The organism is Bradyrhizobium sp. 154 (assembly GCF_023073875.1).
Lineage (GTDB): Bacteria > Pseudomonadota > Alphaproteobacteria > Rhizobiales > Xanthobacteraceae > Bradyrhizobium.
The window spans coordinates 81,855-106,812 of the sequence record NZ_JADPKG010000053.1 but is presented as its reverse complement, the minus strand read 5'-3'; the positions used below and the strand labels follow the sequence as shown (position 1 = coordinate 106,812).

The following is a 24,958-nucleotide window of genomic DNA, read 5'->3' as shown; positions in this document are numbered from 1 at the left end:
CGCCGGAGATCCGGACGGGCCGTTGAATTCTCAGTCCCAAAGAGCCGGCGTCAGCGCGGCGCCAGAACCATCACGACCTGGCGACCCTCGAACCTTGCGTCCTGCTCGACCTTGGCGAGCTCGGCGACGTCGGTTTTGATCTTGTCCAGAAGCTTGGTGCCGATCTCCTGGTGCGCCATTTCGCGACCACGATAGCGCAGCGTGATCTTGACCTTGTCGCCCTCTTCGAAGAACCGCTGCATCGCGCGCATCTTCACGTCGTAATCGTGATCGTCGATCATCGGACGGAGCTTGATCTCCTTGATCTCGACGGTCTTCTGCCGCTTGCGGGCTTCGGCGGCTTTCTTCTGAGCGGAATACTTGTACTTCCCGTAGTCCATGATCTTGCAGACGGGAGGGCTGGTATTCGGCGAAATCTCGACCAGATCCATGCCGGCTTCCTGAGCCATCTTGATGGCCAGGACCGTCTCGACCGTGCCTTTGTTGTCACCGGTTTGATCGATCAGCTGGATTTGCGCATTGCGGATATCATCATTGATGCGCGGCCCGTCTTTGCTGGCAGCGGGCGGAGCTTTATTAGGACGGCGAATGGGTGGTTCTCCAAAGTTGTGAAGGAAGCGGCTATCTTGAAGGAAGATGCGTTTGCCGGCAAGCAAGTCGCTCGTGCGAGAGGCGAAAAACCCTCAAATGCGAGGCATTTTGGCCACGCCCGTTGGCACGCAGACGACATAGACACCTTGGTTCTGTTCCGCAAGCGTCCCAAACGGCCAATGCCGAGGTCGGATTGTGCTGGCGGACGTGTCCAAACAGCTCAAACAGCACAGCCAGAGTAAACGTTCCATGACCGATGCAATTTCCGATACCGTGCTCGACTTCATCACCGTGGGCGAAGGCCCGTTGGCGCGCAGAATTGCGGTGCGCCGCCGCGCCGGAAAAGGCCCCGGGCTGGTCTGGCTCGGCGGATTCAAATCGGACATGCAGGGCAGCAAGGCCATGGCGCTGGATGCCTGGGCCGGGGAGCACGGCCGCGCAATGGTCCGATTCGACTATTCCGGTCACGGCGAATCCTGCGGCGATTTCGCCGATGGAACCATCGGACGCTGGCTGGAGGAGAGCGTAGCAGTGTTCGAGCGCTTCTGCGCCGGCCCGCAAATCCTGATCGGCTCGTCCATGGGCGGCTGGATGGCACTGCTGCTCGCGCGCGAGATCAAGAAGCGCCAGGAGACGCAACAGGCCGTGGCCTCGCTGTCCGGTCTCGTCCTGATCGCGCCGGCGCCCGACTTCACCGAGGAGCTGATGTGGAAGAACTTTTCGCCGGCGGTGAAGAAAGAGATCGAGACCAAGGGCCTCTGGCTGCGGCCGTCGGACTATGGCGACGGCTCGCCCTATCCGATTACGCGAAATCTGATCGAGGAGGGACGCAATCACCTGGTGCTCGGCAGCGCCATCGATCTCGGCTGCCCCATCCGCATCCTGCAGGGCGCGAAAGATCCCGACGTGCCATGGCAGCACGCCTTCGCGCTGACACATCGCCTGCCGGCTGACGACGTCGTGCTGACCATGATCCAGGACGGCGATCACCGCCTCTCCCGCCCGCAGGACATCGCGCGCATTCTTGCCGCCGTGGCGGAGATCGGGTGAAACTGCCGCTCAGCACTCGATGTCATCGTCCGACTTGAGCGGACGATCCGGTATTCCAGAGGCCGTCATACCTAAGCCGAGAAGCCGCGGCGTACTGGATGCGCCGGCAAGCCGGGGCATGACAGAGAACGGGGAGGGAGAAATGCCAATGACCACCGTCGCCATGCTGCGTGCGTTCTGCGACGCGGTCGAGCAGCGCAACGGCAAAGCGTTCGCCGCCTCTTCACTGAGGACGGCATCTACCACGACGTCTTCTACGGTGTCTTCACCGGTCGCGAGAAGATCGCCGAGCTGATCGACGACTGGTTCTATCGCACGGCGACCGATTTCCGCTGGGACATGCACGATCCCGTCACCGACGGCACCACGCTCTATGCGCGCTACACCTTCAGCTATCGTTCGACCCTGCTGGACGCGAATGGCGCGCGGGCGATGTTCGAGGGCGTGGCGATAATGACGCTGCGTGAGGGCAAGATTGCCAGCTATCACGAAGTTGCCAACACTGCGCCGGCGTTCGTCGACCTGAAGTTTGCGCCGGAGCGGATCGCGAAGATCGTGGCCAAGCAGGGCGCCGAGCTGAAGGCGCGCCCGGAAATGCAGCGGCATTTGGCGTAACTGTCTCCACTCGTCATTCCGGGGCGCGGCCCTTGGCGCGAGCCCGGAACGACGAGTAGAGAGAGCGCTACCGCTTCGACGGATTCGCCATCGGCTTGCGCTGCGCCAGTGCGGCGACCGTGGCGGTCCCGATCGGTCCCTGTTCATCATAGAGCCAGCATTCGCCGATCGCGACGCCATCAGTGGCGTGATGGTTCACCACCTCGAATCCGATCCAGTTTGTGATCGGCAGGCGATGCAGATAGATGGTGACGTCGCTGTTGATGTAGCCGAGCCCCCTGTCGCCGGCATTGGCAAACGGGCTGGCGAAATCGGCGCCGGTGGCGACACGGACGAACGGCGTCATCGCCACGCCCGCGACGAGCTCGCGCACCTCGCTCATCCAGAGCCGGCGCGGGCCGAGCGAGCCCATATGGCCGACGATCGGGCGCGTCGTCCATTTGCCGTTCATGCCGAGCCTGGGATCGGTGGGCTTGGGAATGTCGGCCGGCTTCGGCACGTCCCAGTTCGGCGGTGACCAGACATTGCCTTCGGGATTTTGCGTCTTGCGCAGCAGCTGGCAAGACGCCCGCGCCATGCTGACGCCACCGGAGACAAACTCCGCCTCGACCACGCGGATGCGCAGGCCGTCGCGCACCAGGCGCGTCGTCACTTCAATCGGCTTGTCGATGGTCGGTAGCCGAAACATATCGACGGTGAGCCGCGCCGGCACCAATTCGGGGCCGGAATGACGCTCCTCGATGACGAAGCCGAGCAGGCCGATGATGACGCGTCCGTGCAGCGATTTCGGATCCCAGGGACCGTTGGCGACTTCCGTCGGATGGAATGTGTCGCCGTCGCGGGTAAAGAAAGGCATGTTTGTCATGAGGCGCGAGATTGAAGAAAGGCGCGGGGAAATCAAGGCCCTCAACCCTCATGGTGAGGAGGCGCGAAGCGCCGTCTCGAACCATGCAGGCTCCGCTGCGGCAGCTCGGCCTCGATCCTTCGAGATGCCGCTGCGCGGCTCCTCAGGATGAGGAGCTAACCGTGAATTCTGCGCGCCACTCCTCACGAACACTCTCGTCGGGCTCGCGATCGAGAACCTGCAGCCTCACCTCGGCAAACGCCTCGCGCTCCACCAATTGCCCCAGCGCCCACACCGCCGCCCCACGCACCAGTGGGCTTGCATCGTCGAGCAATCGCCGCGCCTCCGCAGCCAGCGCTAGCTCCCCGGAGTTGCCAATCGCGATCAGCACGTTCCGTACGAAGCGATTGCGGCCGATGCGCTTCAGCGGCGACTTCGTGAACAGCGTGCGGAATGAAGCATCGTCGAGCCGGGCCAGCGCCGCGAGCGCAGGCGCGCGCAGCTCGTCACGCGCCGCGAGCTTGGCCTCGCGACCCTCCTGCGCGAACTTGTTCCAGGGGCAGGCGGCAAGACAATCATCGCAGCCATAGATCCGATTGCCCATGGCCTTGCGAAATTCGCGCGGGATCGGACCCTTGTTCTCGATGGTGAGGTACGAGATGCAGCGCCGCGCATCGAGCTTGTAGGGCGCAGGGAACGCCGCGGTCGGGCAGATGTCGAGACAGGCCCGGCACGAGCCGCAATGGTCGATCTCTGCGTCGTCACGCGGCAGCTCGAGCGTGGTGTAGATCGCGCCGAGGAACAGCCAGGAGCCGAACTCGCGCGAGACGAGATTGGTGTGCTTGCCCTGCCAGCCCAGATGCGCGGCTTGCGCCAAGGGCTTCTCCATCACGGCCGCGGTGTCGACGAACACCTTTACGTCCGACGGCGCGGTCGCAATTAGCCAGCGCGCCAGCGCCTTCAGCCGCTTCTTGATCAGATCGTGATAATCGTCGCCTTGCGCATAGACCGAGATCGCCGCATGCGTGCGCTGCTTGAGGATCGCGAGCGGATCCTGGTCGGGGCCGTAATTGACGCCGAGCATGATCACCGAGCGCACATCCTGCCACAGTCCGCGCGGATCGACGCGGCGCTCAGGGCTCGCGGCCAGCCAATCCATGTCGCCATGGCCGCCGGAGGCGATGAATTCAAGGAAGTATTTTCCGGCGCTCTCGATCGTGCCGGGTGCAGTGATGCCGATGCAGTCGAAGCCGAGCGCGCGTGCTTCGTGCGCCAGCTGTGTCTTCAGTTCAGTCGGATCGCAATTCAGAAATCCAGGTCCACGTAAGTCCGCGACGCCGGCACCCCGGCCAGCCATTCGCTGAGGAGCGGACGGAACGACGGGCGGGATTTCACCCGCGCGTACCACGCCTTTGCTGCATCGTCCTCGCTCCATGGCACGTCGCCCAGATAGTCGATCGCCGAGAGATGCGCCGCGGCGGCGAGATCCGCGTAGGTGAGTCGGTCGCCCGCGAGGAAGTTACGCGTCTGCGCCAGCCAGCCGATATAGGCCAGATGATAGCGCACGTTTGCCTTGGCCGCGCGCATCACGTCGGCCGAAGGCGGGCCGCCACCGTCCTCCTCGCTCATGAACCGCTTGTAGATGCGCTCGGTGACGAGAGGGTGCGAGACCTCCTCGAAGAATTTTTCGTTGAACCAGGCCATCAGCCGGCGCACCTCGACGCGCTCGGTGATGGTTTCCGGCATCAGGCGCTTGGGGCCCATCGCGGCGCCATAGGCCTCGTCGACATATTCGGCAATGATCGCCGCGCCCGGTATGGGCGGCTGCTCGTCGTCCACCAGAACTGGTGTCGTGCCGGCCGCATTGAGCAGCAGAAACGCCTCGCGCCGCTCCCAGCTGCGCTCTTCGACCAGCTTCAGGTCGAGCCCGTATTCGCCCACGATCAAGCGAATGAAGCGCGAGTGCGGACAGAACGGATGATGAAACAGCGTAAACATGAAGCCTTTGACTATTTGATGGTGCTTAAGAATCCATCAATATTTGTGCGGCGCCACACTAGTCCTTCAAAACCGCGAAGCAAGGGCGTGACGTCGCATTTTGCGATTGCGGCATGGGGGCGAATAGGCGAGAAGAGCCCCGCTTTTCCAGCCGAAATGGACCGTAATATGTCAGACGCAATACGGGCAGTGATCCTCGGCATCATCGAGGGGGTGACCGAGTTCCTTCCCGTGTCCTCGACCGGCCACCTCTTGCTCGCGGAGCGCTTCTTCCAGCTTGGTGAAGGTGCCTTCTGGGATTCGTTTACGGTTCTGATCCAGCTGGGTGCGATCCTCGCGATCGTCGGGCTCTATTTCAGGAAGCTGTGGGACGTCGCGATTGGCCTGTTCACGGGCGATGCCTATGCGCGCCGCTTCGTGATCGGCGTGCTGGTCGCCTTCCTGCCGGCCGTGATCGTCGGCCTCCTCGCCGGCAAGTACATCAAGAGCATGCTGTTCAATCCGTGGGTCGTCTGCTTCACGCTGATCGTCGGCGGCGCCATCCTGCTCTGGGTCGACAAGCTCGAGCTCAAGCCGCGCGAGCATGAAGCCACCAAGTTTCCACTCTTGATGTATCTCTATATCGGCATCGCGCAGTGCGTGGCGATGATCCCGGGCGTGTCGCGCTCCGGCGCCAGCATCGTGGCCGCCATGCTGCTCGGTGCGGACAAGCGAGCGGCGGCGGAGTTCTCGTTCTTCCTCGCCATCCCCACCATGATCGGCGCGTTCGCCTACGACTTCTACAAGAACCGCGCCGAGATGACGATGGACCATATGAACATCGTCGCGATCGGCTTCGTGGTGTCGTTCATCACCGCGATCATCGTGGTCAAGACGTTCTTGACCTACGTCACCCGACACGGTTTCGTGGTGTTCGCCTGGTGGCGCGTCATCGTCGGCACGCTCGGCCTGATCGCGCTGGCGCTGGGGCGGTAAAGCCAGAAACCCTCGATCCAAATCAGCTCGCGCTGAAGTGCTCCGACGCACCTCTCCCCGCTGGGGAGAGGTGGGCATCGAGACACCCGGTTGCTGGTGTTTTCAACGCAAAATAAGCTTTTGATCGCTAATCAGTCTCCAGCCCAGGGCGGCGTGCCCGGCACAGGAGCTGAACCATGACCCTCGTCAGCGGCTGGGGGCGTTTTCCGGTCGTCGATAGCAACGTGCTGCGGCCGCGCTCGTTCGCGGCCGTCGGCGAGGCTGTCTCGGCCGGCACCGTCGCGCGCGGCAATGGCCGCGCCTATGGCGATGCCGCGATCGGCGCCGCCAGGACCGTCGCGATGACGGGGTTCGACCGGGTCAGGTGGTTCGATCCGGCGAGCGGGCGCATCCGCCTCGAGGCCGGCATGCTGCTGTCGGACCTGATCGAGACATTCGGCCCACGCGGCTTCCTGCCCTTCGTCGTGCCCGGCACGCGCTTCGTGTCGATCGGCGGTGCAATCGCTGCCGACGTGCACGGCAAGAACCATCATGGCGAGGGCGGCTTCGGTCGCTACCTCGACAGCATTTTGCTGCGCACCGGGCAGGGCGAGGTGATCGAAACCTCGCGCGAGCAGAATTCCGATGCCTTTTTCGCGACCGTCGGCGGCATGGGCCTGACCGGAATCATCCTCGAGGCGACGATGCGGTTGCGGCCGGTCGAAACCGGATGGATCCGCGAGCGGGTGATCTCTGCGTCCGATCTCGATGCCGCGATGCGAGCGCTCGACGCGGGCGATGCTGCGACCTATTCGGTGGCCTGGCTCGATTGCGCGGCGCGAGGACGCGATCTCGGCCGCGCGCTGATCTATCTCGGCGAACACGCCGGCAGAGACGAACTCGCCGCTGGCGCCGCTGCGTTTCCCGTCGGCAAAGATCCCGGCCTCGGCGTCCCCGTCGATCTGCCCTCGATCACGCTGAACCGCCTCAGCATTCGCGCCTTCAACGAGCTGTACTACCGCGTGGGCGCGCGGCGCGCCGGCGGCAGCCAAGTGGTCTCGCTCTATCCGTATTTCTTTCCGCTCGACGGCCTCAAAGACTGGAATCGCATCTATGGCAAGCGCGGCTTCCTTCAGCATCAATGCGTGATTCCGGAGCAGGGCGCGCGCGAGGTGCTCGGCGATATCCTCCAGCGCGTCGCGCATCGCGGCGATGCCTCCTTCCTCGCCGTGCTCAAGAAGCTCGGCCAGGGCGACGGCATCCTGTCGTTTCCGCTGCCCGGCTACACGCTGGCGCTGGATTTCCCGCTGAAGGGCGACATCCTGAATTTCCTCGACGAGATCGATCGCCTGGTCGTCGCTGCCGGCGGGCGGCTGTACCTCGCCAAGGATGCGCGCCAGTCGCGCGCGACGTTCGCGGCCGGCTATCCCGCCTTGCAGCGGTTCAACGCGATCCGCAGATCGCTTGATCCCACAGGCAACATCCGCTCGAAGCTTTCACAACGCCTGTTTGATGAGGTCTAGCCCGTGACGTCACGCAAGTCCGCAATTGTGCTGGGTGGCTCCTCCGATATCGGCCGCGCCGCCGCGCGCGCCTTCGCCAAGGCGGGATACGACGTCGCCCTCGCCGGCCGCGACGTCGCCACGCTGGAGCGGGATGCCGCCGATCTGCGCGCGCGTTACAATATCGAGGTCGGTCTTCACAAATTCGATGTGCTCCACACCGCGTCATTCGAGAGCTTTGTCGGCGGCCTGCCGGCGTTGCCTGATGTCGTGGTCTCGATCGTCGGCCTTTTGGGCGTGCAGGAGAACGCGCAATCCGATCTCGCCCACGCCACCACGATCATGCGCTCCAACTACGAAGGCCCGTCGCTGATCCTCGGCCTGTTCGCCGAAAAATTCTTGGGCCGCGGCACTGGCACGATCGTCGGCGTGTCCTCCGTTGCCGGCGATCGCGGCCGCGCCTCGAACTATGTCTACGGCTCGGCCAAAGCGGGCTTCTCCGCCTTCCTGTCCGGCCTGCGTGCCCGCGCCAGCCGCGGCGGCGTGCATGTCGTCACCGTCAAGCCCGGCTTCGTCCGCACCAAGATGACGGAAGGCATGAAGCTGATCGGCCCGCTCACGGTGGAGGCGCCGGTGGTCGGCGATGCGATCCTTCAGGCGGTCGAGAGGAAAATCGACGTCGTCTATGTCAGCGGCAAATGGCGCCTCGTGATGCTGATCATCAAGACGCTGCCGGAAGCGGTGTTCAAGAAGCTGAAGTTTTGACGTCTCGCCGCGCTGACGGTGCGTCCTCTGGCCCTGCTCGTCCTCCAAACTCGTCATGCCCGGGCTTGACCCGGGCATCCACGTCTTGCTGCGACCGCTGATCTGAGTGGATGGCCTCGCATAGTCGAGCAGAGCGACGCCGTTCTCCGAACGGCCCGGCCATGACGACGGAGAGAGAGTCTTTAGGCGCTCTTGCGCTGGAACTGGCCGGCCGCGCGGAAACGCCAGAGATATTGCGGGGCGATCGCCTCCAGCGAATCCGGCGTGATGCCGAGCCCTTCCAGCGTCAGGCCAGCGGCCTTCGCCGCATCCGACACGACATTGTCGCGTTCGAGCATCGTGACCTGGTCCGGCGTCAGCTTCAGTGCACCCGGCGCGAATTGCAGGAAGGCGGCCTTGAAGCGGGCGAGCCCAAACGGCAGCGGGATCAGCATTCGCTCGCGGTCCGTGATCTCGAGGATGGTCTCGATGATCTCGCGCATGGTCAGCACCTCCGGCCCGCCGAGCTCATAGGTCGCGCCGGCCTTGGCCTTGCCGTCGACGGCATCAGCGATCGCGGTGGCGACGTCGCCGACATAGACCGGCTGCATCCTGGTCTCGCCGCCGATCAGCGGCAGCACCGGCAACATTCGCCCCAGCGCGGCAAAGCGGTTGGTGAACTGGTCCTCGGGCCCGAACATCACGGAAGGGCGGAAGATCGTCGCCGACGGTACGGCGGCCAAGACCGCGGCTTCGCCGGCCGCCTTGGCCTTGGCATAGCGCGAGGGCGATTCCGCGTCGGCGCCGATCGCGGAGACATGCACCAGGCTGGCGCCGGCGGCGGCCGCCGCCTTGGCGACGGTCTCGGCGCCCTTGGCCTGGACGGCGTCAAAGGTCTGCTCGCCGCTCTCGGTGAGGACGCCCACGAGGTTGATCACGACATGCGAATCGCGCAGCGCCGCCTCGACCGAGGCCGGATAGCGCAAATTGGCCTGCACGGTGTGGACCTGCCCGACCTTGCCGGAGGGCTGGAGATATCCGGCGAGTTCCGGCCGCCGCACCGCGACCCGGATGCGGTAATCGCGCTTGCACAGGGCGCGGACGACGTTCCGGCCCAAAAACCCAGATCCGCCGAAAACCGTGACGAGCGTGTCCAGATTCGATGCCATGGGGTCGGTTCCTGCAGGTGGGTAAGGGGTTGTCAGGCTTGTATCGGGCCGGTTTGCGATGCGCAATCGGCATCCCGCAACAGGCTTCACGCATGAATTGACAACGGCGTCACCGAACCGTAGTAACCGCCTCCGTGCCCCAAACGGCATGCCCAGGTGGTGGAATTGGTAGACGCGCTGGCTTCAGGTGCCAGTGGCTTAACGGCCGTGAAGGTTCGAGTCCTTTCCTGGGCACCATTTGCAAGATTTGACGCAAAATGGGGCTGCTTCCGATCAGTCGCGATGGTAGCCGACGATCCAAGCACCGAGGTGGCATGGGTCCCTTGATGGGACAGATCAGCCCGTCCGCTCTCACACCACCCGCTTTCCCGCCCGCTCCGCCACCGCCTTCTGCACAAAGTACATCGCGCCCAGCGCGACGATCGTCGTCGCGACCACGACGTAGCCGAGCCGGTCGAAATGGATCAGCGAGCCGTCCGCCGCTTGGGCGATGATGGCGGCGGCGAGCACTGAGCCGAGTCCTCCGGAGAGCTGCTGAAGCGAGGCGCTGACCGCGCTGAACGAGCCGCGCTGGCTCGGATCGGGGATCGCCGACATCAGCGCCTGCGACGGGATCATGCGCGAGAAAATGCCGACGAACATCAAGACGTTGACGAGGATCGCGGTCGCGAGCGAGACGTGGCCGAGACGGGTGTAGACCAGCACCATGATCACCGACACGACGCTGCCGAACGCGAAGGTCGGGTATTTGCCGAACGCGTCGCTCGCCCTGCCGACCAGAGGCCCCGTGACGATGCTGAACAGGCCGGAGACGAGATAGATCGTCGGCAGATGCGCAATGTCGATGCCGAGATTGTGCACGGTGAAGGCGCTGGAGAACGGCATCAGCATGTACCCGCCGGTCGCCAGCAGCGTCGTGACGGCGAAGGCCAGCGTATAGCGCTTCTGCCCGACGGTCGCGATCAAGTGCCGGAACGGGTTTCTGTCCTGCTTCAATTTCAGATGCGCATCGACCGGCTCCATGGTGAAAGCGATGACCGCGATCGCTGCGATTGACACCACGACGATCGCGGCGAAGCAGACATGCCAGCTCCAGTGATTGGCGAGGAACAGCCCGGCGGGAATGCCGAGCACCTGGCTTGCGGCAAACGCCGTCTGGATGAAGCCCATCACGCGGCCGCGCAGGTGCAGCGGGAACAGATCGGTGATGATGGCGAGCACAACCGAGCCGATCACGCCACCGAACAATCCGGTCACGATCCTGCCGAGCAGCAGCACATGGTAGTTCTGCGCGGCGGCGCAGAGCATGGTCCCGAGCGTGAAGCCGACATAGAAGAACAGCAGCAGGCGCTTGCGACGAACCGATCGGCAAAGCCGGCGGCCAGGATGCCCGAGATCCCCGCGCTGAACGCGTAGGCCGAGACCGCGACGCCGAACTGCCCGGCCGTGATGTCGAGCGCAGGCATCAGGATGGCGCCGAGCGGCGACATGATGACGAAGTCGAGGATGATCGTGAATTGCGTGAACGCGAGCAGCGCGATGAGCAGCGCCTGATAGCGCGAAAAGCCGCGTTGGCGCTCCTGTGGGTCGTCGACGGCCGCGGCGAGCGTCTGTTCGGTCATGGCACCTGATTCAGGGTAAGCGCGGCGGGGCGCGCGAAACTGGCAGATAGGGTGGACGGCGACGATGTCCACCGGCGGCAAGGTAAAAGCTCTGCCGCAACAGGAAGCGCGGGGCGGGTTGTGGGATCCGGGCAACAGGGCGCCCGCGCGAACCCGCTCCTGTCCGGGGGAATTAAGCCGCCCTTAGCGAATGCCCTCTAGGCTCGCGACCATCCCTTTCCCCTGCTCCCCGGCCTTTGGGCCGGTCATTTTGCGTCAAGTAAGAGTGTTTCCGGATGGAGCAGCCTGCCTGGCAACATGATTCTGGCGCCCCCGCACCGTCGGCAATTGCGGCGGCTGGGCGGACGCTTGTGATCGATCTGGAAGGCGCGCTGCTGCGTTCCGAACTGCTGATGGAAGCGCTGTTCAGTGCGCCCGGCCGCATGCTGGCCCGCTTCGGCGCCGGCGGACGCCCGGGTATGGCCGCGCTCACGGATATCCTGGCGCGGGCCGAGATCGACTATGCCCATCTGCCCTATGATTCCGATGTGCTGAATCAGGCGCTGGCGGCGCGGGCGCAGGGCGCGAAGATATATCTTGTCGCCGGACGTTTCGCCGATCATGCGGCGGGCATTGCCGCACATCTTGGCTTTGACGGCGTCGTGACGCCGGCCGATCTTGCCGCGGGCCATACGCTGCCGTTCGATCGCGGCGCGATCGAGCGCATCGAGAGCCGCGGCCACAGCCACGTCAGCTGGAAAACCTGGGCCAAGGCCCTGCGCGTCTATCAATACGCCAAGAACACGCTGGTGTTCGTGCCGGCGCTCACCGCGCATCAGATGAACCTTCCAACGCTCGGCTATGCATTGCTGGCGTTCATGGCGTTTTCCGCCTGCGCGTCGGGCGCCTATCTGATGAACGATCTCCTGGATCTTTCGGCCGACCGGCAGCATCCGACCAAGCGCCATCGCCCGCTCGCGGCCGGCGATCTGCCGATCTCCGCGGCGCTAGCAGCGATTCCTGCGCTGTGGCTGTTCGCGCTTGTCGCCAGCCTCTGCATCTCGCCTCTCTTCCTGGGCGTGCTCGGCGCCTATCTCGTCACCACGATCGCTTATTCGCTCGCGCTCAAGCGCAAGATGCTGGTCGACGTCGTGACGCTGTCTGGTCTCTACAGCTTGCGCATCATCGCCGGCGCCGTCGGCGTCGGCGTGGTGCTGTCGGAATGGCTTTTGATCTTCTCGCTGTTCGTGTTCACCTCGCTGGCGCTGATCAAGCGTTTCAGCGAGCTCAGCATGCGCGAGAGCGCGGGCCTCGCCGATCCCTCCAACCGCGATTACAGGATCACTGATCTGCATGTCATCGCCGCGATGGCGGCGGCGAGCGCGATGAACGCGGCAACGGTGTTCTCGCTCTACGTCTCCTCCTCCGCGGTGACGCCGCTCTACAGCCGTCCCTGGATGCTGTGGCTGCTCAACCCGCTGCTGCTCTACTGGTTCGGCCGCGCCCTGATGATGGCGCACCGCCGCGAGATGCCTGACGATCCGATCATCTACGCTTTCCGCGACGGCCCCAGCCGCATCACGGTGGCCGCGATGATCTGCATCATGCTGGCGGCGATCTGACCGGACCCGTAAGGTCACGGCCGGCGCTTGCGCGGCCCGCCGTGAGTGGATACATCGCGGGGAATCCCGATTAGCCTATTCTGCCGACACCATTCGAGGTTTTGAAACGCCATGACCGTGCGCCTGCATCGCGGCGACCTGCCCGACCTGTCCCGCTACACCGCAGCGGTGGCGATCGACACCGAGACCATGGGCCTGAACCCGCACCGCGACCGGCTCTGCGTGGTGCAGCTCTCGCCCGGCGACGGCAGCGCCGACGTGGTGCAGATCCCCAAGGGGCACACCGACGCGCCGAATTTGAAGGCGCTGCTGGCCGATCCCGCCATCACGAAGATCTTCCACTTCGCGCGGTTCGATATCGCGGTGCTGTACCAGACCTTCGGCGTCATGACCGGGCCGATCTACTGCACCAAGATCGCCTCCCGCCTGACCCGCACCTATACCGACCGCCACGGTCTGAAGGACCTGGTGCGCGAGGTGCTCAACATCGACCTCTCCAAGCAGCAGCAGTCCAGCGACTGGGGCTCCGACAGCCTGAGCGAGCCGCAGCTCGCCTATGCCGCCTCCGATGTGCTGCATCTGCACGGCCTGCGCGAGCGGCTCGATGCCATGCTGGTGCGGGAAGGCCGCTCCGCGCTGGCGCAGGCCTGTTTCGACTTCCTGCCGACCCGCGCCCTGCTCGACCTCCAGGGCTGGGCGGAAGAGGACATTTTCGCGCATTCCTGATGCCGCTCGTGGCCGCTAGGGTCAGGGCTGCCGCCCCGTTTCGGACACTTTCGTAACGGCCTGTCGCCGGCTGCATATTTTGGCGGCGCCGGGTACAATGGGGCGTCCTTCCACCGGACAAGGCGAGCGCCACTTCAGGAGTGAATCAGGAGTCCAGGTGAATTCGGCCCAGAATCCCACCTACGACGCCGCGCTTGCGGCGAAGTTTGCCAGCGCGGCGCGCCACAGCCGCCTGGTGCGGATTCTGCGTGTCGCGGTGCCGGGCGCGGTGCTGCTCTCCATGGCCGCCATCGTCGGCGTGTCGGTCTTCAATCCGTTCCGCATGCTGATGCCGAAACTGCCGCTCGATTCCGGAAACCTGGTGGTGTCGGGCACTAAGATCACCATGGAAACGCCGCACCTCGCCGGCTTCACGCCTGACCAGCGGCCCTACGAGCTCTGGGCCAAGACCGCGACGCAGGACATCACCGACCCCGATCATGTCGATCTTTCGGATCTGCGTGCAAAGGTGCTGATGGAGGATCAATCCACCCTGTTCCTCGACGCCCGCACCGGCCGTTTCGACAACAAGCAGCAGCAGCTCGATCTGCACAAGGACATCTTGCTGCGCACCTCGACCGGCTACGAAGCGCGGCTGAACTCGGCCTTCGTCGACATGAACAAGGGCACGGTCACCTCCGACGAGCGCGTCGACGTCAAGCTGACCAACGGCACGCTGACCGCGGACCGGCTGCGGATCACCGAGGGCGGCGATCTCATCCGCTTCGAAGGCAATGTGGTGATGCACCTGGACAAGCTGGACGACCCCGCCGCCGCACAGCCTGCGCCCCCGGCCGAGCCTGCGCCACCTGCAAAGACGCGTACGCCTCAGAACAAGTCTGCCAATTCAAAGTGATTTCCATGATCAGTTTTTTTTCGCGCAGCGACTACATGCGGAGTGCCGTCCTCGGCACAGCCGTGCTTGTCGCCGCCGTCGTTGCGGTGGTTGCTGGCGGGGCCGCCATTGCACAGAGCACGATGCAAGGCGTGCCCAACGCGATGCAGGGCTTTTCGCAAAACCGCGACCAGCCGATCCAGATCGAGGCCGCCTCGCTCGAAATGCGCGACAAGAAGAAGGAGGCGACCTTCGCCGGCAATGTGAAGGTCGTGCAGGGCGACACCACCATGACCTCGAAGACGCTGGTGGTGTTTTATGAATCGGGCGGCGGCGACAAGCCGGCCGTGCCGCAGCCGGCGGCCAAGGGCGCGAAGGCGGCACCGATGCAGTCGACAACGCCCGGCCCGGGCGGCAGCTCCGCGATCAAGCGGCTGGAGGCGCGCGGCAATGTCGTGGTCACTCAGAAGGACCAGGTGGTAACGGGCGAGACCGCCGTGTTCGACACCAAGACCAACCTCATCACCATGCTCGGCGGCGTGGTCTTGACGCAGTGCAAGAACGTGCTGCGCGGCGACCGCCTGATGGTCGACATGACCACGGGCGTGTCGCGGGTGGAATCCGAGAGCGGCCGGGTCCAGGCCCTGCTGCCGCAGGGCGGCAGCAATGATTGCGGGCAAGGCGCCAAACCCGGCACAGCACCGCCTCTGCAGTTGCCCGGCGCAAGTAAACAAAAGTAAATTCAATAACTTGCTTTGGTTGCTCCCGATCCGAGGTTGAAGCTTGCCCGGCAAGACTGTATCTAGCGCGAAGGGCTTTCGAAGCGGGGTTCGCCGCTTTTCGGGCGTGTTTCACTGGGCATGAGACATCCCTCACTCAGGCTGCACCGGCGGATCGCAAAGACCGGGGCGGCAGATCGCGGGATCACGCGCGGACCATCGTGCAGGATTGTCGTGCAGGATCGTCGTGAAAGGCTAGAAGGCGGGGATGGTCGATCTCTTCAGCATGTTCCGTCGGCGACCCGCCAAACGCGGCCGGCCAGGATTTGCGCGTCAGGACATCAGCGCGCTCGGTGACGATGTCGGCGGTCTCGTCACCAGCCCGGTGCGGGATGCGCCGCCGACCGCCCGGAGCCAGCCGGTGCGTGCGCCCGACCAGTTCCAAGGAGACCATCACGCCGACTATCAGGCGGACTATCGAGCCGAGCCGCCGCGTCCGCAGGCGGTTCACCCGGTCAGGGCCGGCAGCAGATCCAATGGTACAGGCGGGCAGCTGCTGCGGCGGCCCGGCTTCCTGGCTGTGCACAGTGTGGAAAAGGCCTTTGGCAGTCGTCAGGTGGTGCGCGGCGTCAGCATCTACGTGCGCCGCGGCGAAGCGGTCGGTCTGCTCGGCCCGAACGGCGCCGGCAAGACCACCGTGTTCTACATGATCACCGGCCTGATCAAGGCCGATCGCGGCGCGATCGAGCTTGACGGGCACGATGTCACCAAGCTGCCGATGTATCAGCGCGCACGGCTCGGCATCGGCTATCTGCCGCAGGAGGCCTCGATCTTCCGCGGCCTCACCGTCGAGCAGAACATCCGCGCGGTGCTCGAAGTGGTCGAGCCCTCGCGCAAGAAACGCGAGCACCAGCTCGATTCGCTGCTCGACGAGTTCAACATCACGCGCCTCAGGAAATCGCCGTCGATCGCGCTATCAGGTGGGGAGCGCCGCCGCGTCGAGATTGCGCGCGCGTTGGCGACACGGCCGAACTACATGCTGCTCGACGAGCCCTTCGCCGGCATCGATCCGATCGCGGTCGGCGACATCCAGGACCTCGTCCGCCATCTGACCAATCGCGGCATCGGGGTCTTGATCACCGACCACAATGTGCGCGAAACGCTCGGCCTCACCGATCGTGCCTACATCGTCTATGCCGGTGAAATCCTGACCGAGGGTACCCCGGATGAGATCGTCGCCGATCCGGACGTGCGCCGGCTTTACCTTGGCGAGGAATTCCGCCTCTAGCCTGTTTTTGCGCGGCGTCAAGGCGTGTACATCGGGCCCGGACTAGGATAAGCAAAAATCGGACCAATTTTGGGAACGGTTCTTGCTTCATGGCGCTTACGCAGAGATTAGAGTTCCGGCAATCGCAGTCGCTGGTCATGACGCCGCAGCTGATGCAGGCGATCAAGCTGCTGCAATTGTCCAATCTCGATCTCACGACTTTCGTGGAGGAGGAACTCGAGCGTAATCCCCTGCTGGAGCGGGCCAATGACGAGGCCGGCGGCGCTGAAGCGACCGCGGAGGCCAGCCAGTTCGGTGATGGTGACGAAGGCGGCCACGGTGATGGGGTTGGTGACGACGGCTTTGGCGGCAGCGCCGAGGCGTTCGAGCCCGGACAGGAAGAATGGATGAGCAAGGATCTCGGCACCCGCGCCGAGATCGAGCAGACCCTGGACACCGGCCTCGACAACGTCTTCTCCGAGGAGCCGGCCGAGGCGGCCGCGCGCAATGCCCAGGACGCCGCGCCGACCACTTACACCGAGTGGGGCGGTGGTGCCTCCGGCGATGAACCCTACAATCTCGAAGCCTTCGTCGCGGCAGAGAGGACCCTGTCGGACCATCTTGCCGAGCAGCTCTCGGTTGCCTTCACCGCGCCGGCGCAGCGCATGATCGGCCAGTACCTGATCGACCTCGTCGACGAGGCCGGCTATCTGCCGCCGGATCTCGGCCAGGCCGCCGAGCGTCTCGGCGCATCGCAACAGGACGTCGAGGACGTTCTTGCCGTGCTGCAAAAATTCGATCCACCCGGCGTCTGCGCGCGCAACTTGAGCGAATGCCTGGCGATCCAGCTCCGCGAGCTCGACCGCTATGATCCGGCGATGCAGGCCCTGGTCGAGCATCTCGATCTTCTCGCCAAGCGCGACATCGCGTCCTTGCGCAAGGTCTGCGGCGTCGACGACGAGGACATCGCCGACATGATCGGCGAGATCCGCCGCCTCAATCCCAAGCCCGGCATGAAGTTCGGCTCGGCGCGGCTCCAGACCATGGTGCCCGATGTCTATGTCCGCCCCGGTCCCGACGGTGGCTGGCATGTCGAGCTCAACAGCGACACCCTGCCGCGCGTGCTGGTCAACCAGACCTACTATTCCGAGCTGTCGAAGAAGATCGGCAAGGACGGCGACAAATCCTACTTCACCGATGCGCTCCAGAACGCGACCTGGCTCGTGCGCGCACTCGACCAGCGCGCCCGCACCATCCTGAAAGTTGCAACCGAGATCGTGCGCCAGCAGGACGGCTTCTTCACCCATGGCGTGGCGCATTTGCGGCCGCTCAATCTGAAGGCTGTCGCAGACGCCATCCAGATGCATGAATCCACGGTGTCGCGCGTTACCGCCAACAAATACATGGCGACCAATCGCGGCACGTTCGAGCTGAAATATTTCTTTACGGCCTCAATCGCCTCGGCTGACGGCGGCGAGGCGCATTCCGCCGAAGCGGTACGTCACCACATCAAGCAGCTGATCGATTCGGAAGCGCCCACGGCAATCCTGTCGGATGACACCATCGTGGAACGCTTGCGCGCTTCGGGCATTGATATTGCCCGCCGCACGGTCGCGAAGTACCGCGAAGCCATGCGCATTCCCTCTTCGGTGCAACGCCGCCGCGACAAGCAGAGCGCTCTTGGTAACGTCCTCGCCACCGCAATGTCCGATCGCCCCCGCAACACCGAGCCGGCCTGATTGCGCTGGCGCGAAATCGCGCTACTCTCGATGTCCCATCGAGACCGATCCAAGCTAGGCACTTGAACCAAGCGAGGCATCACATGACTCTTCGAATTTCGGGAAAGAGCATCAGCGTCGGCGAGGCCCTGCGCGGCCGCGTTGCCGACCGCACGGATGAGGTGCTGCGCAAATATTTCGACGGCAATTATTCCGGTCACATCACGCTGAGCAAGGACGGCTTCGGCTTCCGCACCGATTGCGCGCTGCATCTCGATTCGGGAATCACGCTGGAGGCCGATTCGAACGCGCCGGACGCCTATGCCAGCGCCGACCAGGCGCTGGTGATGATCGAGAAGCGGCTGCGCCGCTACAAGAATCGCCTCAAGGACCGTTCCGCCCGCAAGGCCCATGTCGCCTCCGAGGCGATGGCTGCGCTCGATGCCACGAGCTATGTGCTCGAGGCGCCCGAAGGCGAGGACGAGGTCGCCGGCTACAGCCCCGTCATCATCGCCGAGCAAACCACCTCGCTGAAGCGCCTCTCGGTCAGCGAGGCCGTCATGGAACTCGACCTCAGCGGGGCGCCCTGCCTGGTCTTCCAGCACGGCTCCTCGGGCCGGGTGAACATCATTTACCGCCGGGCGGATGGCAATGTCGGCTGGATCGACCCTCCGGGGGCCAAGGTGGACGGTAAGTCCGATGGTTAGGTCCGAGACCCGGGCTCCGTACCATCCCGGGCCTTTAACAATGTCCGTGGCAAAGCCGCACGCGGGAGTTGGCACCGGGATTGCGTTGGAGTAGAAGCGCCCCACATCAGGACCGGGGCTAAGTCCGCCTCCTGCTTCATGTTATTGACGTCGGCGCAGCTTGGTCTATCAAGCTGGCCAAATCGGAACCTGACGGCTTAATTCACCTCGGAAAGCTTCCATGCCGATTACCGATCTGGTCGCACCCGAGGCGATTCTCCCGGCATTGAAAGTCAACAGCAAGAAGCAGGCGTTGCAGGAACTCGCGGCCAAGGCCGCCGAGCTGACCGGGCAGAACGAACGCTCCGTGTTCGAGGTCCTGCTTCAGCGCGAAAAGCTCGGCACCACCGCAGTCGGTTACGGCGTCGCCATTCCCCACGGCAAGCTGCCCAAGCTGGAAAAGATCTTTGGCCTGTTCGCGCGCCTCGATCGCCCGATCGATTTCGAATCGATGGACGGCCAGCCGGTCGATCTCGTCTTCCTGCTGCTCGCCCCCGAAGGCGCCGGCGCCGACCATCTCAAGGCACTCGCCCGCATCGCTCGCCTCTTGCGCGACCAGGACATCGCCAAGAAACTCCGCGCCTCGCGCGACGCCCAGGCGATCTATTCGGTGCTGGCCCTGCCGCCGGCGACGGCGGCTTGAGCGTCATTGCCGACTCTAAGGGCGCGTGCCCCGGACGCAGCGCAGCGCTGGGCGTTGCAGCTTGTCCGGGACACGAGAGTTAAGCCGCACTCCGCCGCGTTCGCAGTGACGACGCGCGAGACTGCATCTCCCGAAATGAAAACGGGCACGCCTTCTCATGAAGGCATGCCCGTTTGAAACCCTGTTCGCGCGACGCGCGTGCTCAGTGCACGCTCACCGCTTGCAGCTCGTTGCTCCAGGCATTGGCGATCGCGGCTTCGCGGCTGTCGGTCAGCATGATCGGCGTGCCGTCGGCGGCGTGGAGCGCGAAGAGTTTTAAGCCCGGCGCGATTTTCGGTGCTTCGGGAAACAGGCCCGGCACGTCCTCCGAGCGGATCTGCTTCACATAGGCGATATGGCCTTCGCCGAGGGTTGCCAGCGTCTCGGGCGAGACATTCTTGGCTTCGTATTCGAACGCAACGTGACCTTCACTCATGGTCTCGACTCCTCTGGAACACTAAGCGGTCGAGTCCGCTACTCGTTCCATTATTCGTGTTCATTGATAGCGATTGTCTTAACGATCCTCTCCGGTTCAGGCCGGGCCAGATCGACCGACAACAGCCCGTTCTTCAGATCCGCACCCAGCACCAGCATCCCCTCCGCCAGCACGAAGGTGCGCTGGAAGTGGCGGGCGGCGATCCCGCGATGGATGTATTGCCGGGTCTTGTCGTCCTGCTGCCGCCCGCGGATCACGAGCTGGTTTTCCTCAATAGTTACATCGAGTTGGTCGCGGGTGAAGCCGGCGACCGCCAGCGTGATGCGCAAACGCTCGGGCTGGCCGTCCGACCGGTCGCACCTCTCGATATTGTAGGGAGGATAACCGTCGGCACCTTTGACGACCCGATCGAGCACGCGCTCGATCTCGTCGAAGCCCAGCAGGAAGGGACTGGAGAGCGTTGGAACACGAGACATAGTTTACAAAGTCCTCGCAGAAGCGACTTTGGTGTGTCGGAGCCCGCAAGCGGCACCCCTTGGTCAGCAATATGGGCATATCCCCGTGTGGGTTCAAGCAGGTAGCAGGAGCCCTGCACAGGTGGCATTCCCGCATGTGATGCGCTTTGCTTCGCGCCGGGCGTTTCCACATCGTCATGGCCGGGGCATGGCCGTCCGTAGGACGGCGTCGCTACCGCTCGCCGATATCCCCCACGACCTTTCTCTCGACAGCCAGAGCAACGCCCGGGACAAGTTCGGGGACGGCAAATTGCAGGCCGATTTATGTCAATGAAAACAAGGCCCCGCTACTGTGCATGGGGTTGTTTTCGCACTTTTTGTTAGCTGTCCCTTCGGAACCCGGTCAGGCTTCCAACCGCTTCCGCCCATCGCCGCTGAACAAATGCAGCTTTTGGCGAACCGCTGCGACGCGGATCTGCTGGCCGATGGCTGGCGCCTCGGTTCCGGGAAGGCGGACGATGACCTCGCCGGGCGGCAGCTCGCCGGGCGTGGCGGCGACGCGCTGGTCTTCCTGAGCCCGCGAGCCGTAGACGAAGGTTTCGGCGCCGACGCGTTCGATCGCTTCAACGGTAAGTGGCAGCGCGACGCCGCCGGCGGGCGTCTGGTCGGTGATGACGAAGTCTTCGGGACGGATGCCGAGGATGCCGGCTTCGCCCGCGCTGCCGCCGAGCTGCGACTTGATCTCGTCGGGACGGGTGGACATCAGGTTCATCGGCGGCGCGCCGATGAAAGAGGCGACGAAGGTCGTGGCCGGCTTTTGGTAGATCGCGAGGGGATTGCCGACCTGCTCGACCTGGCCGCCATTCATCACCACCAGAATATCGGCGAGCGTCATCGCCTCGAGCTGGTCATGGGTGACGTAGATCGACGTCGTGTTGAGCCGGCGCTGCAATCTGCGGATCTCGACGCGCATCGCGATGCGCAGCTTGGCATCGAGATTGGAGAGCGGTTCGTCGAACAGAAACACCTTCGGCTGGCGCACGATGGCGCGGCCCATGGCGACGCGCTGGCGCTGGCCGCCGGAAAGCTGGCGCGGCTTGCGCTCCAGCATGGCGGAGAGCTCGAGCACGCGCGCCGCTTCCCCGACGCGGGTCTTGATCTCGGCTTCCGCCATTCCGCGGTTGCGCAGGCCATAGGCCATGTTGTTGTAGACGCTCATATGCGGATAGAGCGCGTAGTTCTGAAACACCATCGCGATGTCGCGATCGGCGGGCTCGATCTGGTTGACGACGCGGCCGCCGATGTCGATCTCGCCGCCGGTGACAGTCTCCAGCCCCGCGACCATGCGCAGCAAGGTCGACTTGCCGCAGCCGGACGGGCCGACCAGCACGCAGAACTGGCCGTCGCCGACATCGACGTCGATGCCCTTGATGGCTTCGAAGCCGCCGGGATAGGTCTTGCGAACGTTGCGCAGGGTGACGTTAGCCATGAAAACTCACTTGCAAGAACCTACTTCTCCGTCTCGACCAGGCCGCGCACGAACAGCTTCTGCATGGCGACGACGACGAACACCGGCGGCAGCATGGCCAGCACGGCAGTTGCCATCACGATCGGCCATTCGGTCAGCGCGTCGGTGGTGGTGATCATCTTGCGGATGCCGATCTGGATCGTCTGCATGTCGTCGCGGGTGGTGATCAGCAGCGGCCAGAGATATTGATTCCAGCCGAGGATGAACAGGATGACGAACAGCGCCGCCATGTTGGTGCGCGACAGCGGCAACAGCGTATCCCAGAAGAAGCGCAAGGGACCGGCGCCGTCGATCCGCGAGGCTTCCAAAAGCTCGTCCGGCACGGTCATGAAGAACTGGCGGAACAGCAGCGTTGCGGTGGCCGACGCGATCAGCGGCAGCGACAGGCCGGCATAGCTGTCGAGCATGTGCAGATCGGCGACGATCTTGTAGGTGGGATAGATGCGCACCTCGACCGGCAGCATCAGGGTGATGAAGATCAGCCAGAAGATCGGCATCCGGAACGGAAAGCGGAAATACACGATCGCATAGGCCGAGATGATCGAGATCGCGATCTTGCCGACCGCGATCAAGAGCGCCATCACCAGCGAGTTCAGCATCATGTTGCCGACCGGCTCCCGGGTCGAGCCGCTCGTGCCGATGAAGATCGTCTGGTAGTAAGTCTTGAAGAAATGACCGCCTGGCAGCAGCGACATCTGTCCGTTCGCGATCAGCGCGTTGTCCTGGGTCGAGGCGACGATCGCGATGTAGACGGGGAAGGCGACGATCGCGATCCCGATCCAGAGGATGATATGAGCGACGTAGCGCCGAAAGCCTTCTTCCTCGACCATCAGTAGGTCACCTTGCGTTCGACGAAGCGGAACTGGATTCCCGTCAGCACGATCACCATGATCATCAGGATCACCGATTGCGCCGCGGAGCTGCCGAGATTGCCGCCGAGCAGGCCGTCGGAATAGACCTTGTAGACCAGCGTCTCCGTCGACTTGCCGGGACCGCCGCGGGTCATGGTGTCGATGATGCCGAACGTGTCGAAGAAGGCGTAGACGATGTTGACGACCAAAAGGAAGAAGATGGTCGGCGACAGCAGCGGGAAGGTCACGGTCCAGAACCTGCGCATCGGGCGCGCGCCGTCGATCGCGGCGGCCTCCAGCACGCTTCGCGGGATGCTCTGCAGGCCCGCGAGGAAGAACAGGAAATTATAGGAGATCTGCTTCCAGGCGGCGGCGAGGATGATCAGCGTTGCGGCCTGGTCGCCGTCGAGCAGCGGATTCCAGTCGATGCCCAGGACGCGCAAATAACGCGAGAGCACGCCCAGCGAGGGATGCAGCATGAAAATCCAGAGCACGCCGACGACCGGCGGCGCCACCGCATAGGGCCAGATCAGCAGCGTGCGGTAGAGCATCGAGCCGCGCAGCGGCTTGTCCGCCATCACGGCGAGGAGCAGCGCAAAGGATAGCGATGAGACCGCGATGGCGAACGAGAAGAAGAAGGTCCGCACGATCGCTTCGAAATAGGCGCGGTCCTGCAGAAGCTCGAGATAGTTGTCGAACCAGACCAAGCTCGTCGAAAGACCGAAGGCGTCCTGGAGCAGGAAGGACTGGATCACTGCCTGCAACGCCGGCCAGTAGAAGAAAATCAGGACGATCGCGAGCTGCGGCGCAACCAGCGCGTAGGGCAATAGCTTCGATTGGAAAATGGCTTGCTTTTGCATGATGCGCGCAGGAGCGGCAGGCCGGGTTACCGGCCTGCCGCCGATCGCCTCACTTCACGGCGGTCTTTTCGAACTGCCGCAGCATCGTGTTGCCGCGTTCGACCGCGGCATCGAGCGCCTGCTTGGCGGTCTTCTTGCCGGCGAGCGCCTGCTCGATCTCTTCCGACCAGACGTCACGGAGCTGCACCATGTTGCCAAGGCGCAGGCCGCGGGAATTCTCGGTCGGCTCCTTATTGGTCAGCTCGAGCAGCGGGGTCTCGAGATAGGGCTGGTCCTTGTAGAAGCCTTCCGCCTTGGCCTTCTCATAGGCCGCCTTGGTGATCGGCAGATAGCCGGAGGCCTTGTGGATGTAGACTTGGCGGTCGGTGTCGGACAGGAAGCCCAGGAATTTCGCGACGCCCTTGTACTCGTCGGCCGACTTGCCGCCCATCACCCAGAGCGAGGCGCCGCCGATGATCGAGTTCTGCGGTGCGCCCTTGACGTCGGGATAATAGGGCATCGGCACGGCGGTGAAGGCGAACTTGGCTTGCGCCTTGACGTTGCCGAAGAACGCCGAGGAGGTCAGATAGAGCGGGCATTCACCTGACGTGAAGCGGCCTTCGCCGGTGTTGGTGCGGCCGGCATAATCGTAGGTCTTGTCCTTCTGGAGCTCGACCAGCTTCTCGAGGTGCTTGACCTGAAGCGGGCCGTTGAATTCGAGCACGGTGTCGAAGCCGTCGAGGCCGTTGGCCTTGGTCGACAGCGGCACGTTGTGCCAGGCGGAGAGCTGTTCGAGATTGACCCAGGTGACCCAGGAATTGGAGAAGCCGCAGGTGGGGTGGCCGTTGTCGTGCAGCTTCTTGGCGACATCGAACACTTCAGGCCAGGTCTTCGGGATTGCGACGTTCGCCTTCTTCAGCTCGTCGAGGTTGACCCACATCACCGTCGACGACGAGTTGAACGGGAAGGACAGCATCTCGCCCTTCGAGGTCGAGTAATAGCCGGTGATCGCGGGCAGGTAGGCCTTCGGATCGAACTTCTCGCCGGTCTCGGCCATCAGCTTGTAGACCGGCTTCACCGCGCCGGTCGCCGCCATCATGGTGGCGGTGCCGACCTCGAACACCTGCATGATGTGCGGCGCATTGCCGGCGCGGAAGGCCGCGATGCCGGCGTTCATCGTGTCGGGGTAGTTGCCCTTGTAGGTCGGGATTACCTTGTAGTCGCTCTGCGACGCGTTGAAGTCGGTGGCGAGCTTGACGATGACGTCGTTGTTGGCGCCGGTCATCGCGTGCCACCACTGGATGTCGGTCACGGCCAGGGCCGGCGAGGCCATCATGCCGACCGTGACTGCGACAGCCGCAGCCGCACCAAAATGTCGAAGAGCCATCAAGAAAACCTCCCTTGCCCGTCAATAAAGAAGCGCTTGC

The 24,958-nt window shown here is 63.9% G+C and carries 23 protein-coding genes, 1 tRNA gene and 2 pseudogenes; 14 read left to right on the top strand and 12 right to left on the bottom strand.

Annotated elements, in window-relative coordinates:
* Positions 1-50: 50 nt before the first annotated feature.
* A complete protein-coding gene (gene infC / locus IVA92_RS14310; RefSeq protein ID WP_247276617.1) occupies positions 51-590 on the bottom strand; it encodes a translation initiation factor IF-3 in 540 nt (179 codons plus the stop codon).
* A gap of 250 nt (positions 591-840) precedes the next feature.
* On the opposite strand from infC, the gene IVA92_RS14305 reads away from it, so the two are divergent.
* Positions 841-1,641: an alpha/beta hydrolase gene (locus IVA92_RS14305; RefSeq protein WP_247276548.1), complete on the top strand. Its 801-nt coding sequence runs from the start codon at positions 841-843 to the stop codon at positions 1,639-1,641.
* Positions 1,642-1,789: 148 nt separating this feature from the next.
* Positions 1,790-2,256, top strand: a pseudogene (locus IVA92_RS14300) (nuclear transport factor 2 family protein).
* Positions 2,257-2,323: 67 nt separating this feature from the next.
* Here IVA92_RS14300 and IVA92_RS14295 read toward each other — a convergent pair.
* The 3 genes from IVA92_RS14295 to IVA92_RS14285 form a co-directional block, all read right to left on the bottom strand.
* A complete protein-coding gene (locus tag IVA92_RS14295) occupies positions 2,324-3,121 on the bottom strand; it encodes an acyl-CoA thioesterase domain-containing protein (RefSeq protein ID WP_247276547.1) in 798 nt (265 codons plus the stop codon).
* 142 nt (positions 3,122-3,263) lie between these two features.
* Positions 3,264-4,457, bottom strand: a complete 1,194-nt coding sequence (gene queG, locus IVA92_RS14290; protein WP_247276546.1) for a tRNA epoxyqueuosine(34) reductase QueG — start codon at positions 4,455-4,457, stop codon at positions 3,264-3,266.
* Positions 4,406-5,098, bottom strand: a complete 693-nt coding sequence (locus IVA92_RS14285) for a glutathione S-transferase family protein (RefSeq protein WP_247276545.1) — start codon at positions 5,096-5,098, stop codon at positions 4,406-4,408. The genes queG and IVA92_RS14285 overlap by 52 nt, the downstream gene beginning before the upstream one ends.
* A 168-nt stretch (positions 5,099-5,266) precedes the next feature.
* Here IVA92_RS14285 and IVA92_RS14280 point away from each other — a divergent pair, with 168 nt between their 5' ends.
* The 3 genes from IVA92_RS14280 (at position 5,267) to IVA92_RS14270 (ending at position 8,319) form a co-directional block, all read left to right on the top strand.
* A complete protein-coding gene (locus tag IVA92_RS14280) occupies positions 5,267-6,073 on the top strand; it encodes an undecaprenyl-diphosphate phosphatase (RefSeq protein ID WP_247276544.1) in 807 nt (268 codons plus the stop codon).
* Between the two features lie 176 nt (positions 6,074-6,249).
* On the top strand, positions 6,250-7,575 hold the full coding sequence (locus tag IVA92_RS14275) for an FAD-binding oxidoreductase (protein WP_247276543.1): 1,326 nt from the start codon (positions 6,250-6,252) through the stop codon (positions 7,573-7,575).
* A 3-nt stretch (positions 7,576-7,578) separates the two neighbouring features.
* Positions 7,579-8,319, top strand: a complete 741-nt coding sequence (locus IVA92_RS14270; RefSeq protein ID WP_247276542.1) for an SDR family oxidoreductase — start codon at positions 7,579-7,581, stop codon at positions 8,317-8,319.
* Between the two features lie 182 nt (positions 8,320-8,501).
* Here the strand turns inward: IVA92_RS14270 and IVA92_RS14265 are convergent, their stop codons facing one another.
* Entirely contained in the window at positions 8,502-9,467 is a 966-nt protein-coding gene (locus IVA92_RS14265) for a complex I NDUFA9 subunit family protein (protein ID WP_247276541.1), read from the bottom strand.
* A gap of 150 nt (positions 9,468-9,617) precedes the next feature.
* Between IVA92_RS14265 and IVA92_RS14260 the strand changes: the two genes are divergently transcribed.
* Positions 9,618-9,704, top strand: a tRNA-Leu gene (locus IVA92_RS14260).
* Positions 9,705-9,818: 114 nt separating this feature from the next.
* On the opposite strand, the pseudogene IVA92_RS14255 reads toward IVA92_RS14260, so the two are convergent.
* A pseudogene (locus IVA92_RS14255) lies at positions 9,819-11,089 on the bottom strand (MFS transporter).
* Between the two features lie 350 nt (positions 11,090-11,439).
* Here IVA92_RS14255 and IVA92_RS14245 point away from each other — a divergent pair.
* The 8 genes from IVA92_RS14245 (at position 11,440) to ptsN (ending at position 19,383) form a co-directional block, all read left to right on the top strand.
* Positions 11,440-12,690, top strand: a complete 1,251-nt coding sequence (locus IVA92_RS14245; RefSeq protein WP_247276538.1) for a UbiA family prenyltransferase — start codon at positions 11,440-11,442, stop codon at positions 12,688-12,690.
* A 111-nt stretch (positions 12,691-12,801) separates the two neighbouring features.
* Positions 12,802-13,416 (top strand): ribonuclease D, encoded by a 615-nt coding sequence (locus IVA92_RS14240; protein WP_247276537.1) that lies wholly within the window; start codon positions 12,802-12,804, stop codon positions 13,414-13,416.
* Positions 13,417-13,573: 157 nt separating this feature from the next.
* On the top strand, positions 13,574-14,311 hold the full coding sequence (lptC, locus tag IVA92_RS14235; RefSeq protein WP_247276536.1) for an LPS export ABC transporter periplasmic protein LptC: 738 nt from the start codon (positions 13,574-13,576) through the stop codon (positions 14,309-14,311).
* A 5-nt stretch (positions 14,312-14,316) separates the two neighbouring features.
* Positions 14,317-15,030 (top strand): LptA/OstA family protein, encoded by a 714-nt coding sequence (locus IVA92_RS14230; protein WP_247276535.1) that lies wholly within the window; start codon positions 14,317-14,319, stop codon positions 15,028-15,030.
* A gap of 247 nt (positions 15,031-15,277) precedes the next feature.
* The gene (gene lptB, locus IVA92_RS14225) at positions 15,278-16,297 is read left to right on the top strand and encodes an LPS export ABC transporter ATP-binding protein (RefSeq protein WP_247276534.1); all 1,020 of its coding nucleotides are present in this window, start codon (positions 15,278-15,280) and stop codon (positions 16,295-16,297) included.
* 89 nt (positions 16,298-16,386) lie between these two features.
* Complete coding sequence (rpoN, locus tag IVA92_RS14220; protein WP_247276533.1) at positions 16,387-18,015, top strand: RNA polymerase factor sigma-54; 1,629 nt, start codon at positions 16,387-16,389, stop codon at positions 18,013-18,015.
* An 83-nt stretch (positions 18,016-18,098) separates the two neighbouring features.
* The gene (raiA, locus tag IVA92_RS14215; protein ID WP_247276532.1) at positions 18,099-18,701 is read left to right on the top strand and encodes a ribosome-associated translation inhibitor RaiA; all 603 of its coding nucleotides are present in this window, start codon (positions 18,099-18,101) and stop codon (positions 18,699-18,701) included.
* 220 nt (positions 18,702-18,921) lie between these two features.
* The gene (gene ptsN / locus IVA92_RS14210; protein ID WP_027514736.1) at positions 18,922-19,383 is read left to right on the top strand and encodes a PTS IIA-like nitrogen regulatory protein PtsN; all 462 of its coding nucleotides are present in this window, start codon (positions 18,922-18,924) and stop codon (positions 19,381-19,383) included.
* Between the two features lie 202 nt (positions 19,384-19,585).
* Here the strand turns inward: ptsN and IVA92_RS14205 are convergent, their stop codons facing one another.
* The 6 genes from IVA92_RS14205 to ugpB form a co-directional block, all read right to left on the bottom strand.
* A complete protein-coding gene (locus tag IVA92_RS14205) occupies positions 19,586-19,858 on the bottom strand; it encodes a DUF1150 domain-containing protein (protein ID WP_007598581.1) in 273 nt (90 codons plus the stop codon).
* Positions 19,859-19,908: 50 nt separating this feature from the next.
* Complete coding sequence (locus IVA92_RS14200; RefSeq protein ID WP_014438749.1) at positions 19,909-20,334, bottom strand: Hsp20 family protein; 426 nt, start codon at positions 20,332-20,334, stop codon at positions 19,909-19,911.
* Between the two features lie 382 nt (positions 20,335-20,716).
* Complete coding sequence (locus IVA92_RS14195; RefSeq protein WP_247276531.1) at positions 20,717-21,802, bottom strand: sn-glycerol-3-phosphate import ATP-binding protein UgpC; 1,086 nt, start codon at positions 21,800-21,802, stop codon at positions 20,717-20,719.
* A gap of 20 nt (positions 21,803-21,822) precedes the next feature.
* Positions 21,823-22,671 carry a sn-glycerol-3-phosphate ABC transporter permease UgpE gene (gene ugpE / locus IVA92_RS14190; protein WP_247276530.1) on the bottom strand — a complete coding sequence of 283 codons (849 nt, stop codon included), beginning with the start codon at positions 22,669-22,671 and terminating at the stop codon, positions 21,823-21,825.
* Positions 22,671-23,552: a sn-glycerol-3-phosphate ABC transporter permease UgpA gene (ugpA, locus tag IVA92_RS14185; protein WP_247276529.1), complete on the bottom strand. Its 882-nt coding sequence runs from the start codon at positions 23,550-23,552 to the stop codon at positions 22,671-22,673. Before ugpA ends, ugpE begins: the two co-directional genes overlap by 1 nt.
* 49 nt (positions 23,553-23,601) lie before the next feature.
* Complete coding sequence (gene ugpB / locus IVA92_RS14180; protein ID WP_247276528.1) at positions 23,602-24,918, bottom strand: sn-glycerol-3-phosphate ABC transporter substrate-binding protein UgpB; 1,317 nt, start codon at positions 24,916-24,918, stop codon at positions 23,602-23,604.
* Positions 24,919-24,958: the final 40 nt, after the last annotated feature.

Excerpts from the sequence above, each read along its gene's own strand:
- IVA92_RS14200 (WP_014438749.1), bottom strand. The coding sequence starts at position 20,334 with ATGTCTCGTGTTCCAACGCTCTCCAGTCCCTTCCTGCTGGGCTTCGAC.
- IVA92_RS14240 (WP_247276537.1), top strand. The coding sequence starts at position 12,802 with ATGACCGTGCGCCTGCATCGCGGCGACCTGCCCGACCTGTCCCGCTAC.
- lptB (WP_247276534.1), top strand. The coding sequence starts at position 15,278 with ATGGTCGATCTCTTCAGCATGTTCCGTCGGCGACCCGCCAAACGCGGC.
- rpoN (WP_247276533.1), top strand. The coding sequence starts at position 16,387 with ATGGCGCTTACGCAGAGATTAGAGTTCCGGCAATCGCAGTCGCTGGTC.
- IVA92_RS14275 (WP_247276543.1), top strand. The coding sequence starts at position 6,250 with ATGACCCTCGTCAGCGGCTGGGGGCGTTTTCCGGTCGTCGATAGCAAC.
- ptsN (WP_027514736.1), top strand. The coding sequence starts at position 18,922 with ATGCCGATTACCGATCTGGTCGCACCCGAGGCGATTCTCCCGGCATTG.
- IVA92_RS14195 (WP_247276531.1), bottom strand. The coding sequence starts at position 21,802 with ATGGCTAACGTCACCCTGCGCAACGTTCGCAAGACCTATCCCGGCGGC.
- ugpB (WP_247276528.1), bottom strand. The coding sequence starts at position 24,918 with ATGGCTCTTCGACATTTTGGTGCGGCTGCGGCTGTCGCAGTCACGGTC.
- ugpE (WP_247276530.1), bottom strand. The coding sequence starts at position 22,671 with ATGGTCGAGGAAGAAGGCTTTCGGCGCTACGTCGCTCATATCATCCTC.
- IVA92_RS14280 (WP_247276544.1), top strand. The coding sequence starts at position 5,267 with ATGTCAGACGCAATACGGGCAGTGATCCTCGGCATCATCGAGGGGGTG.
- IVA92_RS14285 (WP_247276545.1), bottom strand. The coding sequence starts at position 5,098 with ATGTTTACGCTGTTTCATCATCCGTTCTGTCCGCACTCGCGCTTCATT.
- queG (WP_247276546.1), bottom strand. The coding sequence starts at position 4,457 with ATGGCTGGCCGGGGTGCCGGCGTCGCGGACTTACGTGGACCTGGATTT.
- ugpA (WP_247276529.1), bottom strand. The coding sequence starts at position 23,552 with ATGCAAAAGCAAGCCATTTTCCAATCGAAGCTATTGCCCTACGCGCTG.
- raiA (WP_247276532.1), top strand. The coding sequence starts at position 18,099 with ATGACTCTTCGAATTTCGGGAAAGAGCATCAGCGTCGGCGAGGCCCTG.
- IVA92_RS14265 (WP_247276541.1), bottom strand. The coding sequence starts at position 9,467 with ATGGCATCGAATCTGGACACGCTCGTCACGGTTTTCGGCGGATCTGGG.
- IVA92_RS14230 (WP_247276535.1), top strand. The coding sequence starts at position 14,317 with ATGATCAGTTTTTTTTCGCGCAGCGACTACATGCGGAGTGCCGTCCTC.
- IVA92_RS14295 (WP_247276547.1), bottom strand. The coding sequence starts at position 3,121 with ATGACAAACATGCCTTTCTTTACCCGCGACGGCGACACATTCCATCCG.
- IVA92_RS14205 (WP_007598581.1), bottom strand. The coding sequence starts at position 19,858 with ATGAGTGAAGGTCACGTTGCGTTCGAATACGAAGCCAAGAATGTCTCG.
- IVA92_RS14305 (WP_247276548.1), top strand. The coding sequence starts at position 841 with ATGACCGATGCAATTTCCGATACCGTGCTCGACTTCATCACCGTGGGC.